Genomic DNA, 12,974 nt, shown 5'->3' on the forward strand with positions numbered 1-12,974 from the left:
GTGAATGCTTGCACCATTTGCCCGGAAAGTTATGTCTCATTCTTTACTCTGCATTACGATCCATTTACCGAGAGTTGAGTTACGCATCCCGCCACTGCCCGCCGTGACCCACGGCCGCGACCCACGTTCCGCGACCGCGCTGCCCTGGAGGAGACGGGAAATATGTCTGCCGGCGTCCCCGCTCACACCGCCCGCACCACTCCCAGGCCCCACGGCCCACCGCCGCGCGGCCGCAGGTTCCGGATCGCCGGAGCCGACCTGTCCGCGTCCATCTCCGTCTTCCTGATCGCGCTGCCGCTCTCGCTGGGCATCGCGCTCGCCACCGGGGCGCCGCTGCAGGCCGGGCTGGTGGCGGCCGCCGCGGGCGGCCTGGTCGTAGGCCGGCTGGGCGGCGCTCCGCTCCAGGTCAGCGGTCCCGCCGCCGGACTCACCGTGGTGACGGCCGATCTGATCCAGCGATTCGGCTGGCGCACCACCTGCGCCATCACCGTCTGCGCGGGCCTCGCGCAACTGGGGCTCTCGGCACTACGGGTGGCCCGCTCCGCGCTCGCCGTCAGTCCGGCGATCGTGCACGGGATGCTCGCGGGCATCGGCGTCACGATCGCGCTGGCCCAGCTCCACATCGTTCTCGGCGGTACGCCGCAGAGTTCCGCGGTCGACAATGTCCGGGGACTGCCCGCCCAGTTGGCCGACCCGCACCCGGGAGCGCTCTCGGTGAGCGCGCTGACCATCGCGGTTCTGCTGCTCTGGCCCCGTATCCCGGGGCGTGCGGGCCGGATCGTGCGCAAGGTCCCGGCGGCGCTCGCGGCCGTGGCCCTCGCGACGGCGCTGGCCGCGCTCGCGGGCATCCGTCTGGACTACGTCGACCTGCCGTCCTGGAGCAGCCACGCCCTGCCCGAACTGCCCGAAGGGCCGGTGCTCGGACTGCTCGCCGCCGTCCTCACCGTCACCCTGGTCGGCAGCGTCGAGTCACTGCTCTCGGCGGTCGCCGTGGACAAGCTCACGGCGGCCCGCGCAGCGCCCCGGGTCCGGATCCCTCGCGCACGTCTCGACCGGGAGCTGGCTGGCCAGGGAGCGGGGAACGTCGTCTCCGGCGCCCTCGGCGGACTGCCCGTCACCGGGGTCGCCGTGCGCAGCGCCGCCAACGTCCGTGCGGGGGCCGTCAGCAGGAACTCGGCCATGCTCCACGGCCTGTGGATCGTGATCGCCGCTCTGCTGCTGGTCCCCGTGCTGGATCTGATCCCGCTGGCCGCGCTCGCCGCGCTGGTGATGGTGGTGGGGGTGCAGATGGTGAACCTGACGCATATGCGCAGCGTGCGGCGGAATCGCGAACTGCTCGTGTACGCGGTGACCCTCACCGCCGTCGTGCTGACCGGAGTGCTGGAGGGCGTCCTGATCGGGATCGCGGTGGCCGTGGCGGTGGCGCTGCACCGGCTGACCCGTACGCGGATCACCATGGAGGAGAAGGACGGGGTGCATCGTGTGCGCGCCCGGGGGCAGTTGACGTTCCTCGCCGTACCGCGCCTCAGCCGGCTGCTGCACCAGGTGCCGCAGGGCGCCGACAGCGTGGTGGAGCTGGACGGATCCTTCATGGACCACGCGGCGCACGAGACGCTGCACGACTGGCAGACCGCGCATGTCGCACAGGGCGGAACCGCCGAGTTCACCGGCCGGGCGGGCCGCAGGATCGCCGAACCCACCACGGAGTCCCACAGCTGCTGCCGCCCCTGGACGCCTTGGCGCAATCATCACTGCGACGCGGACCCCGGCCCCCGCGAGTCGGGCGTGATCGAGGACGCGGACACGGGCGTGCGGACCGCACCGGTCGCGGACTTCGACCGTGGCGTGGCGTCGGGGCAGGGTTCGAGGGAGCCGGCGTCGAACGAGCCCTCGGAGACCCTGGCCGGTCCACCAGTGGGAGGCAACGGGCCCGGACGCGCGACCCGTTCGCCGGCCGGCCGTCAACTGGCCAGCGGGATCAGCTCCTTCCAGCGCCATACGGCTCCGCTGGTACGAGACGAGCTGGCGCGGCTGGCCCGCGAGGGTCAGCGGCCCTCTCAACTCTTCCTCACCTGCGCCGACTCCCGGCTGGTCACGAGCATGATCACGTCCAGTGGTCCGGGCGATCTCTTCACCGTACGGAACGTGGGCAACCTGGTTCCGCTGCCGGAGGCCGAGGGCGCGGACGACTCGGTGGCGGCAGCGATCGAATACGCCGTGGACGTGCTGCGGGTCGCGTCCATCACCGTCTGTGGGCATTCGGGGTGCGGCGCCATGCAGGCCCTGCTCAACACCCCCGAGGACGCCGGGGAGCCCGCCACTCCACTGCGGCGCTGGCTGCGCCACGGGCAGCCGAGCCTGGAGCGGATGAGGAACCGTCACCATCCCTGGGCCAGGATTTCCGGACGGCTGCCCGCGGACGCCGTCGAGCAACTGTGTCTGACCAATGTCGTCCAGCAGCTGGATCATCTGCGAGCCCACGAGGCGGTGGCACGGCGGCTCGCGGACGGCAGCCTGGAGCTGCACGGGATGTACTTCCATGTCGGCGAGGCCCAGGCGTATCTGCTGGCGGACGGGATCGCGACAGCCGGTGCCGGTGCGAGCGGTTGGGGTGTGCGCGGCGACGAAGAGGTGTTCAACCGGGTGGCCCCGACCCCGTTCGAGGAGTCGCGTGCCTGAACCCTCCGCGCCCCGTATCCGTGAGACTGTGTGGCGCCCTTCCCCGTCCGCTCGGAGAGGGACGGCCGGAAAAGAGCACCCCATAGGTCTAAACCAATTTTTGGAAGGCCCTTGTCACCCGGGCATCCGACTGATGAGCTAGGTCCGGGACCCCTAGGACGCCCTGGGAAAGGGAGATGTCGTGAGCAACAAAAGCCTGGCCAACCTGCTCAAGGAGGAGACGGGACGATGAGCGAGACTTCTTCCCTCTCCAACCTGCTCAAGGAGGAGCGGCGATTCGCACCGCCGACCGAGCTGGCCGCGCACGCCAACGTGACGGCGGAGGCGTACGAGCAGGCCGCGGCGGACAGGCTTGGCTTCTGGGCCGAGCAGGCGAGGCGGCTCAGCTGGGTCACCGAGCCGACCGAGACGCTGGACTGGTCGAACCCGCCCTTCGCGAAGTGGTTCGCGGACGGCGAGCTGAATGTCGCGTACAACTGCGTCGACCGTCATGTGGAGGCCGGGAACGGCGACCGGGTGGCGATCCATTTCGAGGGTGAGCCGGGGGACAGCCGCGCGATCACCTACGCGGAGCTGAAGGACGAGGTGTCGCGGGCCGCCAACGCCCTGACCGAGCTGGGCGTCCGGGCGGGTGACCGGGTCGCCGTCTATCTGCCGATGATCCCTGAGGCGGCGGTCGCCATGCTGGCCTGCGCCCGGATCGGGGCCGCGCACTCCGTGGTCTTCGGCGGTTTCTCGGCCGACGCCGTCGCCTCCCGTATCCAGGACGCCGACGCCAAGCTGGTCATCACCTCCGACGGCGGCTACCGCCGGGGGAAGCCCGCCGCCCTCAAGCCCGCGATCGACGCCGCGGTGGCCAAGTGCCCGCAGGTCGAGCACGTACTGGTGGTGCGGCGTACCGGCGAGGACACCGCGTTCGACGATTCCCGGGACGTGTGGTGGCACGACATCGTCGGCCGCCAGTCCCCGGAGCACACCCCCGAGGCGTTCGGCGCCGAGCACCCGCTGTTCATCCTCTACACCTCGGGAACGACGGGAAAGCCGAAGGGCATCCTGCACACCTCGGGCGGCTATCTCACCCAGGCGGCCTACACCCACCACGCGGTCTTCGACCTCAAGCCCGAGACGGACGTGTACTGGTGCACGGCCGACATCGGGTGGGTGACCGGCCACTCGTACATCGTCTACGGCCCCCTGGCCAACGGTGCCACCCAGGTGATGTACGAGGGCACTCCCGACACCCCGCACCAGGGGCGGTTCTGGGAGATCGTGCAGAAGTACGGGGTGACGATCCTCTACACCGCGCCGACGGCGATCCGTACGTTCATGAAGTGGGGCGACGACATCCCCGCCAAGTTCGACCTGACCTCCCTGCGGGTGCTGGGCTCGGTCGGCGAGCCGATCAACCCCGAGGCGTGGGTCTGGTACCGCGAGCACATCGGCGCCGGCAAGACGCCCATCGTCGACACCTGGTGGCAGACCGAGACCGGCGCCATGATGATCTCCCCGCTCCCCGGAGTGACGGAGACCAAGCCGGGCTCCGCCCAGCGGGCCCTGCCGGGAATCTCCGCCACCGTCGTGGACGACGAGGCCCGCGAGGTGCCCGACGGGGGCGGCGGCTATCTCGTCCTCACCGAGCCGTGGCCGTCGATGCTGCGCACCATCTGGGGCGACGACCAGCGCTTCATCGACACCTACTGGTCGCGTTTCGAAGGCATGTACTTCGCCGGGGACGGTGCCAAGAAGGACGACGACGGCGACATCTGGCTGCTGGGCCGGGTCGACGACGTGATGCTGGTGTCCGGCCACAACATCTCCACCACCGAGGTGGAGTCCGCCCTTGTCTCGCATCCCAAGGTCGCCGAGGCCGCGGTCGTGGGCGCCAATGACGCGACCACCGGACAGGCCATCGTCGCGTTCGTCATTCTGCGCGGTACCGCCTCCGTCGACGACGGCCTGGTGGCGGAGTTGCGCAACCACGTGGGCACCGCACTCGGCCCGATCGCGAAGCCCAAGCGGATCCTGCCGGTCGCGGAGCTGCCCAAGACCCGCTCGGGCAAGATCATGCGCCGCCTGCTGCGGGACGTGGCGGAGAACCGGACGCTGGGCGATGTCACCACCCTCACGGACTCGTCCGTCATGGACCTGATCCAGACGCAGCTGCCCAGCGCGAGCAGCGAGGACTGAGCAGCGGCCCCAGGGCCTCGCTCCATATCCCCGCTCCGCCGCCCCGCCCCAGGGCCAATCCTGGGGCGGGGCCGGGTGCCCCTCGCTCTGCGGCGTCCGGGTAATGTGGCCGACGCGTCAACAACACAACAAGCTTTTCCAGGTGCGCCGGGAAGTCTGGTCGGCAGGTGTTTCGCCCTGCCCGCAGATCGACCGGAGGCCGTTTCGTGCCCGCGCCCACCCCCGCCCCTCGCAAGTTCCTCGGCCGGCTCCCGCTGCCGGAGCGGAACTACCTCTCGGACGCTCTGCGCACCGAAACCGTCGGCGGCATCCTGCTCCTCGTCGCCGCCATCGCCGCCCTGATCTGGGCGAACACTCCGCTGAGCGGCAGCTACGAATCCGTACGCGAGTTCCACGCCGGCCCGGCCACGCTCGGTCTCGATCTCTCCGTACAGCACTGGGCCGCGGACGGGCTGCTCGCGGTCTTCTTCTTCGTCGCGGGTATCGAGCTGAAGCGTGAGCTGGTGGCCGGCGAGCTGCGGGATCCGAAGGCCGCGGCCCTGCCCGTGATCGCGGCGCTCTCCGGTATGGCCCTGCCCGCGCTGGTGTATGTGCTGGTCAACACGGTCGGCAGCGGTTCGCTGGGGGGCTGGGCCGTCCCCGTGGCGACGGATATCGCCTTCGCGCTCGCCGTCCTCGCGGTGCTCGGGACCTCGCTCCCCTCCGCGCTGCGGGCCTTCCTGCTCACCCTCGCCGTCGTCGACGACCTCTTCGCGATTCTGATCATCGCGGTCTTCTTCACCAGCGAGCTGAACTTCGCGGCGCTGGGCGGCGCCGCGATCGGGCTCGTGGTCTTCTGGCTGCTGCTCCGCAAGGGCGTGCACGGGTGGTACGTATATGTCCCGCTGGCCCTGGTCATCTGGGGGCTGATGTACAACAGCGGCGTCCACGCCACCATCGCCGGCGTGGCGATGGGTCTGATGCTGCGCTGCACCCGGAACGAAGGCGAGACCCAGTCCCCCGGCGAGCGCATCGAACACCTGGTGCGCCCGTTGTCCGCCGGGCTGGCCGTACCGCTGTTCGCCCTCTTCTCGGCGGGTGTCTCGGTCTCCGGCTCCGCACTCGGCCAGGTCTTCACCCGGCCGGAGACGCTCGGGGTGGTCCTGGGGCTGGTCGTCGGCAAGACGATCGGCATCTTCGGCGGCACCTGGCTCGCCGCGCGCTTCACCAAGGCGGAACTGAACGAGGATCTCGCCTGGCCCGACGTCTTCGCCGTCGCCGCGCTCGCCGGGATCGGCTTCACGGTCTCGCTCCTCATCGGCGAGCTGGCCTTCTCCGAGGACCCGGGGCTCACCAACGAGGTGAAGGCGGCGGTGCTGACGGGCTCGCTGATCGCCGCCGTGTTCGCCGGCGTACTGCTCAAGCTCCGCGTCCGGAGATACCGCGCGCTGTACGAGGAGGAGGAGCGCGACGAGGACCAGGACGGCATCCCCGACATCTATGAACAGGACGACCCTGGGTACCACCTGCGCATGGCGGCGCTCTACGAGGCGAAGGCTGCGGAACACCGGATGCTGGCGGAACACGCGGGGGCAACGCGCGAGGACGACGACGGTCCGGCATGATCGGACAACGAGTCCGTAACGCGGGTCCCTGACGCGGGTCCGAAGCGCGCGGGCAGGACAGAACGACCGTGACACGGAGCGCGTGGCGCGGAGTTCGTCGCACGCGTCCGTGGCACGCCCTGCGTGTCACGGAGTCTCGGCGCGCAGTCCACTGGCCAGAAGAGCGAGAAGGAAGAGGGAGTCACCGATGAGCGACACCGGCACGCAGACCGCCGACGCCGTCCGGACCGGCACCATTGTCGAAGCGGGCAACGCCGACCGGAGCATCGGTCAGTTGGTCGCGTCGGCGACCGCCGAGATGTCCGCCCTGGTGCACGACGAGATCGCCCTGATGAAGGCCGAGGTGCGGCAGGACGTCAAGCGCGGCGTCACGGGGGGCACCGCCGGCGCCGTCGCGGGAGTGTTCGTCCTGTTCTCGCTGCCGGTGTTCAGCTTCGCCGCCGCGTACGGGATCCACAATCTGGGCCTGGGGCTCGCGTGGTCGTTCCTGATCGTGGGCGGGGCGTTCCTGTTGCTGGGCCTGCTGCTCGGACTGCTCGCCGTCACGAAATTCAAGAAGATCAAGCCCCCGGAGAGGTCCATCGCCTCGGCGAAGGAGTCGGCGGCCGTGCTGCAGAACGCGAAGCCCCACCCGCGCGAGGCCGGGGGAAGCACGAAGTCTGTGGCACGCTCGACTGCATGACCGCCCCTGATTCCGATCCCGTCAGCGCCCCCGGCCCCTCCCCCGGCATCTCCAGTCCCTCCCCCGGCGCGACTCCAGGGGTGACGCCGTCCTCCGCCGTACGTCTCGACGGCCCTTGGACGCATCGCGACGTGGCGGCCAACGGTGCGCGCTTCCACATCGCCGAGATGGGGGAAGGGCCGCTGGTGCTGTTGCTGCACGGCTTCCCGCAGTTCTGGTGGACGTGGCGCCACCAGCTGACGGCGCTGGCGGACGCCGGCTACCGGGCGGTGGCGATGGACCTGCGTGGCGTGGGCGGCAGCGACCGTACGCCGCGCGGCTACGACCCGGCCAATCTGGCTCTCGACATCACCGGCGTGGTGCGCTCCCTGGGCGAGCCCGACGCGGCGCTCGTCGGCCACGACCTGGGCGGATACCTCGCCTGGACGGCGGCGGTGATGCGGCCCAAGCTCGTGCGCAGGCTCGCGGTGTCCTCGATGCCGCACCCGCGCCGCTGGCGTTCGGCGATGCTCTCCGACTTCTCGCAGAGCCGCGCCGGCTCGTACATCTGGGGCTTTCAGCGGCCATGGGTGCCGGAGCGTCAGCTCGTCGCGGACAACGCGGCGATGGTGGGGCGGCTGCTGCGTGACTGGTCGGGGCCGGGGCTGCCCGACGACAAGGCGATCGAGGTCTACCGGCGCGCGATGACCATCCCCTCGACGGCGCACTGCTCGATCGAGCCGTACCGCTGGATGGTGCGGTCGATGGCGCGGCCCGACGGCATCCAGTTCAACCGGCGTATGAAGCGCCCGGTGCGGGTGCCGACGCTGCAACTGCACGGGTCGCTCGACCCGGCGATGCGGACCCGCAGTACGGCGGGGTCGGCCGAGTACGTCGAAGCGCCGTACCGCTGGCGGCTGTTCGACGGGCTCGGGCACTTCCCGCACGAGGAGGACCCCGGGGCGTTCTCCGCCGAACTCATCAACTGGCTCAAGGACCCGGAGCCGGACCGCTGACCGGAGCCGTCCCGCCGATACGGGCGGATCGCGGCACAGGCGCCCCGTGCGGCGGGAGCGGGTGAACCTGGGCGGTGAGCGGATGCCTCGGCGTGGACGGGTGACACGAACGGCTGACAGCGACACACGGACAGCCAGGAACATCACCCTTTGAACGCTTGTCCTACGAACAGCCAATTGCCTTGCGCATAGGCCAATTGGCCGTCTCCCCCGCGATTACCGACCTTGGGGCGCGGGCAAAAGTCGGGGTATGGGCTGGACGCACGACTACGGTGACGCCGCACGCAACCGCCGCTCGGCCGCTGGGCCGATCACCCGCAGAAGGGGCGGCCCCGAAGATCAGGGCCATGATCCCCGGCTCGGCATTTCCCGCATCCTGCGCCGCAGGGCCCGCTGGGTCTCCGCCCGGCTGCGCCACCAGCGCGGCTAGGCCCTCCCCTCTCTTTTCGCGGTCGGGTTTTTCGCGGTCGGGCCCGGCCCCGGCCGGTCGGTCCGCCGGTCGGGGCGCATCGGCCGGTCGACTCGACGGCCGGTCCGCTCGGTCCGTCGGGACCCGTGGGTTACAGCGCACACCCCTGCGTGTCGACCTGCTGGTTCGCGGCGCGCCCTGTCGTGATGTCGTCGCGGATCTCGTCGACCGTCAGCGCGTAGCCGGTCTGCTGGTCGTCGAGCGACCGGGCGAAGATCACCCCGTACACCTTGCCCTCAGGGGTGAGGAGCGGACCGCCCGAATTGCCCTGCCGTACGGTCGCGAAGAGCGAGTAGACGCCTCGGCGGACCTCGCCGCGGCGGTAGATGTCGGGGCCGTTGGCGTCGATACGGCCGCGGACGCGGGCGGAGCGCACGTCGTACGCGCCGTTCTCCGGGAAGCCCGCGACGATCGCGCCGTCCCCGCTGCTCGCCTCCTGGCCGGAGAACTGGAGCGGCTTCGCCGGAAGATTCGGTACGTCCAGCACGGCGATGTCGCGCTGCCAGTCGTAGAGGACGACCTTGGCGTCGTACAGCCGGCCCTCACCGCCTATCTGGACCGTGGGCTCCTCCACTCCCCCGACCACATGCGCGTTGGTCATCACCCGGCGGTCGGCGAAGACGAATCCGGAACCTTCGAGCACTTTCCCGCAGCTCGGCGCCGTACCGACGACCTTGACGACGGAGCTCTTGGCGCGGGCCGCGACGCCGCTGCCGGCGAGCGCCGGGTCCGGCGGGTTGACCTCGGTGATGGGCTCGTTGGCGAACGGGCTGAAGACCTGCGGAAAGCCGTTCCTGGCGAGGACGGAGGAGAAGTCCGTGAACCAGGTGGACGCCTGGGGCGGCATCACCTGGGAGACCCCGAGCAGCACCTTGGAGCTGCGGACCTCCTTGCCGAGAGTCGGCAGCGAGGTACCGGCGAGAGCGGAGCCGATCAGCCAGGCGACCAGCAGCATGGCCACGACATTGACCAGTGCCCCACCGCTCGCGTCGAGGGCACGGGCGGGCTGCCAGGTGATGTGGCGGCGGAGTTTGTTGCCGAGATGGGTGGTGAACGCCTGCCCCACGGAGGCACACACGATCACTATGACGACCGCGACGACCGCCGCTGTGGTGGACACCTCGGAGTCCGCGGTGAGCTTGGCCCAGACCACCGGAAGGAGGTAGACAGCGACCAGACCGCCCCCGAGAAAGCCGATCACCGAGAGGATGCCGACGACGAAACCCTGGCGGTAGCCGACGATGGCGAACCAGACGGCGGCGAGCAGCAGCAGGATGTCCAGCACATTCACCGTCGATAGCCTCGCTTGCTCGCAGATGGGTCTCCGGTCCCGTCGGCTGGGCCGCAGCTGTCCGGGGCCGCCATGGGTACGGCACGTACGGGGGTCAGCCTGTCATGCGCGCCAGTCCAGCGGCACGTGGCGGGAACGGTCCCACCGCCGCTCCCAGCCCGCGAAGTGCAGAATCCGGTCGATCACTCCGCCGGTGAAGCCCCAGACGAGCGCGGACTCGACCAGGAAGGCTGGGCCTTGATGGCCACTCGGGTGGACGGCCGTCACACGATTGGCCGGGTCCGTGAAATCGGCCACGGGGACGGTGAAGACCCGGGCGGTCTCGGCGGGATCCACCACGTCGACCGGGGTGGGCCGGCGCCACCAGCCGAGGACGGGCGTCACGACGAAGCCGCTCACCGGGATGTAGAGCTGGGGCAGCACGCCGAAGATCTGGACTCCCGAGGGATCGAGCCCCGTCTCCTCCTGGGCCTCCCTGAGCGCCGCACGCAGCGGCCCCGTGGTCGCCGGGTCGCCGTCCTCCGGGTCGAGCGAACCGCCGGGGAAGGCGGGTTGCCCCGGATGCGAGCGCAGATTGCTGGCGCGCTCCATGAGCAGCAGCTCGGGGCCCCTGCTGCCCTCGCCGAAGAGGACGAGCACGGCGGACTGCCGCCCGCCGCCGCCCTCGGGCGGCAGGAAACGGCTGAGCTGCTCGGGCGCTATGGTCCGCGCGGCCTGCGCCACCGGCGCGAGCCAGTCGGGCAGCCCGTCGCTGGTGACGGCGATCCCGTTCGTCGGACCGCCGAAGGTCTCTCTCGCGTGCTTCATGGGCACCCCCGTCTGACAACGCCTTCCGTCGGCCGGATCGTTCCGCCCGGGTCCTGCTCCACTCGATCGTGCGCCACCGCCGTGCGGACGGGGGCGCCGCCCGTGTCCTCATACGGCCCGGTCGCCCCGGCTGCTCACCACGGGCCGGGGCGGGTGCTACTCGGCACGGGCCGGGGCGGGCTTGCCCGGATAGTCGGCCGGCGGATTCAGCCGCTGGCCCGGGTAGCCGCCCATCTCGTACTTCAGGAGCTTGCGCGCCTTCTCCGGGTCGGTCTCGCCCTCTCCGTACGAGGGGCACAGATGCGCGATCGGGCAGGCGCCGCAGGCCGGCTTACGGGAGTGACAGACCCGGCGGCCGTGGAAGATCACCCGGTGCGAGAGCATCGTCCACTCGCTCTTGGGGAAGATGTCGGCGATCTCGGCCTCGACCTTCTCCGGGTCCTCCTGCTCGGTCCACTTCCAGCGGCGGACCAGGCGGCCGAAATGGGTGTCGACAGTCAGTCCGGGGACGCCGAAAGCATTGCCCAATACGACATTCGCCGTTTTACGCCCCACACCGGGCAGGGTCACCAGATCGGCCAATTCCCCCGGCACCTCGCCGTCGAAGCGGTCACGCAGGGCGGTGGACAGGCCGATGAGGGATTTGGTCTTGGCGCGGAAGAAGCCGGTCGGGCGGATGACCTCCTCCAGCTCCTCCGGAACAGCCGCCGCCATGTCCTCGGGCGTCGGGTACTTCGCGAAGAGCGCGGGCGTGGTCTGGTTCACCCGCAGGTCGGTGGTCTGGGCGGACAGGACCGTCGCCACCAGCAGCTCGAAGGGATTCCGGAAATCCAGCTCGGGATGAGCGTACGGGTAGACCTCCGCCAGCTCACGGTTTATCCGGCGGGCCCGACGGACCATCGCCAGCCGCGATTCCGGCTTCGCGCTCGCCCCTTTTGCGGTTTTTTTCGTTTTCACCGAAGGCTGTTCGCCCACAGCGGAATTACGCTCCACGGACACTTTCCCAGCCCCCCTTGGCCTGCGCTGTCACCGGCGAGTTGAACACCCGGCCAGCGTAAAGCCCGGCACTGACATCCGCCCCGGCCATGGCCGATCGCCACCCGAATCGGCCCCCGCGGCACGGATGGGCACGCCCGTGCGTCAAACTTGTGACTGATCGCACGGTTTCGAACAAACGGAATCCGGCAGCAGGCGAAGAAGCCCGGCGATGCCAAGCCACCCGAGAAGAAGCGGCATGTACGGCATCATGGGGACCACGGTTCCTGAGCAGGTGGGGACCCCCGGTCCCCTGAGCAGGTCGACAAGGAGAGAACACGTGGACGACGTTCTGCGGCGTGCCCCGCTCTTCGCGGCGCTCGATGACGAGCAGGCGGCGGAGCTGCGCGCCTCGATGAGTGAAGCGACGCTCGCGCGCGGAGACGCGCTCTTCCACGAGGGCGACCCGGGTGACCGCCTCTACGTGGTCACCGAGGGCAAGGTCAAGCTGCACCGCACCTCCCCGGACGGCCGCGAGAACATGCTGGCCGTACTCGGGCCCGGCGAGCTGATCGGCGAGCTGTCGCTCTTCGACCCGGGGCCGCGCACCGCGACCGCGTCCGCGCTCACCGAGGTCAAGCTCCTCGGTCTGGGCCACGGCGACCTCCAGCCCTGGCTGAACGCGCGCCCGGAAGTGGCCACGGCCCTGCTGCGCGCCGTCGCCCGGCGGCTGCGCAAGACGAACGACCAGATGTCCGACCTGGTCTTCTCCGATGTTCCCGGCCGTGTGGCCCGTGCGCTCCTCGACCTGTCGCGCCGCTTCGGCGTGCAGTCGGAGGAGGGCATCCACGTGGTGCACGACCTGACGCAGGAGGAGCTGGCCCAGCTGGTCGGCGCGTCCCGCGAGACGGTCAACAAGGCGCTCGCCGACTTCGCCCAGCGCGGATGGCTGCGCCTGGAGGCACGCGCGGTGATCCTGCTCGACGTGGAGCGCCTCGCGAAGCGCTCGCGTTGAGCTGAACCGAGCCGAGTCGAGCTGAGCGTCACGGCGCACGCGCCGCCTGTCGCGCGCCTGCGTCTCGTATCCCCACGAAGGGCCCCGCCGGTCGGCGGGGCCCTTCGGCTTTCCCGCTTCCCGGGCGCGCGCCGGGATCGCCGGGCGTTCGGCGCCGGATCTCAGGACCGACGACGACTCGTTGTCAGACCCCTCCGCTACCTTTTCATTACGCAGGGTGACGGGCGATAAGCAGAGGGGGAGACATGATCACGTTGTTGCCATGGCGAG

9 protein-coding genes and 1 pseudogene are annotated in these 12,974 nt (G+C 70.2%); 7 read left to right on the top strand and 3 right to left on the bottom strand.

Going from position 1 to position 12,974, the window contains the following annotated elements:
• Positions 1 to 162: 162 nt before the first annotated feature.
• The 6 genes from ACFY6S_RS26620 to ACFY6S_RS26645 all read left to right on the top strand — a co-directional run bounded on the left by ACFY6S_RS26620 (position 163) and on the right by ACFY6S_RS26645 (position 8,577).
• Complete coding sequence (locus ACFY6S_RS26620; RefSeq protein WP_388827187.1) at positions 163 to 2,679, top strand: bifunctional SulP family inorganic anion transporter/carbonic anhydrase; 2,517 nt, start codon at positions 163 to 165, stop codon at positions 2,677 to 2,679.
• A gap of 228 nt (positions 2,680 to 2,907) precedes the next feature.
• Positions 2,908 to 4,866, top strand: a complete 1,959-nt coding sequence (gene acs / locus ACFY6S_RS26625) for an acetate--CoA ligase (RefSeq protein WP_388827183.1) — start codon at positions 2,908 to 2,910, stop codon at positions 4,864 to 4,866.
• Positions 4,867 to 5,072: 206 nt separating this feature from the next.
• On the top strand, positions 5,073 to 6,470 hold the full coding sequence (nhaA, locus tag ACFY6S_RS26630; RefSeq protein ID WP_388827180.1) for a Na+/H+ antiporter NhaA: 1,398 nt from the start codon (positions 5,073 to 5,075) through the stop codon (positions 6,468 to 6,470).
• A gap of 187 nt (positions 6,471 to 6,657) precedes the next feature.
• A complete protein-coding gene (locus ACFY6S_RS26635) occupies positions 6,658 to 7,152 on the top strand; it encodes a phage holin family protein (RefSeq protein ID WP_388827177.1) in 495 nt (164 codons plus the stop codon).
• Positions 7,149 to 8,147 carry an alpha/beta fold hydrolase gene (locus ACFY6S_RS26640; RefSeq protein ID WP_388827174.1) on the top strand — a complete coding sequence of 333 codons (999 nt, stop codon included), beginning with the start codon at positions 7,149 to 7,151 and terminating at the stop codon, positions 8,145 to 8,147. The genes ACFY6S_RS26635 and ACFY6S_RS26640 overlap by 4 nt, the downstream gene beginning before the upstream one ends.
• A gap of 250 nt (positions 8,148 to 8,397) precedes the next feature.
• Complete coding sequence (locus tag ACFY6S_RS26645; RefSeq protein ID WP_114624971.1) at positions 8,398 to 8,577, top strand: hypothetical protein; 180 nt, start codon at positions 8,398 to 8,400, stop codon at positions 8,575 to 8,577.
• 130 nt (positions 8,578 to 8,707) lie between these two features.
• Here the strand turns inward: ACFY6S_RS26645 and ACFY6S_RS26650 are convergent, their stop codons facing one another.
• From ACFY6S_RS26650 to nth, 3 genes and pseudogenes are all read right to left on the bottom strand, one after another.
• Positions 8,708 to 9,907: a MarP family serine protease gene (locus ACFY6S_RS26650; RefSeq protein WP_388827171.1), complete on the bottom strand. Its 1,200-nt coding sequence runs from the start codon at positions 9,905 to 9,907 to the stop codon at positions 8,708 to 8,710.
• A gap of 102 nt (positions 9,908 to 10,009) precedes the next feature.
• Entirely contained in the window at positions 10,010 to 10,714 is a 705-nt protein-coding gene (locus ACFY6S_RS26655; protein WP_388827168.1) for an NUDIX hydrolase, read from the bottom strand.
• 156 nt (positions 10,715 to 10,870) lie between these two features.
• Positions 10,871 to 11,759: pseudogene (nth, locus tag ACFY6S_RS26660) on the bottom strand (endonuclease III).
• A gap of 270 nt (positions 11,760 to 12,029) precedes the next feature.
• Here nth and ACFY6S_RS26665 point away from each other — a divergent pair.
• Entirely contained in the window at positions 12,030 to 12,704 is a 675-nt protein-coding gene (locus tag ACFY6S_RS26665; RefSeq protein WP_030353254.1) for a Crp/Fnr family transcriptional regulator, read from the top strand.
• The last annotated feature ends 270 nt before the right edge of the window (positions 12,705 to 12,974 follow it).

Origin of the sequence: Streptomyces sp. NPDC012835, from assembly GCF_042900885.1 — a bacterium.
Classification (GTDB): Bacteria; Actinomycetota; Actinomycetes; order Streptomycetales; family Streptomycetaceae; genus Streptomyces.

Excerpts from the sequence above, each read along its gene's own strand:
- ACFY6S_RS26640 (WP_388827174.1), top strand. The coding sequence starts at position 7,149 with ATGACCGCCCCTGATTCCGATCCCGTCAGCGCCCCCGGCCCCTCCCCC.
- ACFY6S_RS26645 (WP_114624971.1), top strand. The coding sequence starts at position 8,398 with ATGGGCTGGACGCACGACTACGGTGACGCCGCACGCAACCGCCGCTCG.
- ACFY6S_RS26635 (WP_388827177.1), top strand. The coding sequence starts at position 6,658 with ATGAGCGACACCGGCACGCAGACCGCCGACGCCGTCCGGACCGGCACC.
- ACFY6S_RS26620 (WP_388827187.1), top strand. The coding sequence starts at position 163 with ATGTCTGCCGGCGTCCCCGCTCACACCGCCCGCACCACTCCCAGGCCC.
- ACFY6S_RS26655 (WP_388827168.1), bottom strand. The coding sequence starts at position 10,714 with ATGAAGCACGCGAGAGAGACCTTCGGCGGTCCGACGAACGGGATCGCC.
- acs (WP_388827183.1), top strand. The coding sequence starts at position 2,908 with ATGAGCGAGACTTCTTCCCTCTCCAACCTGCTCAAGGAGGAGCGGCGA.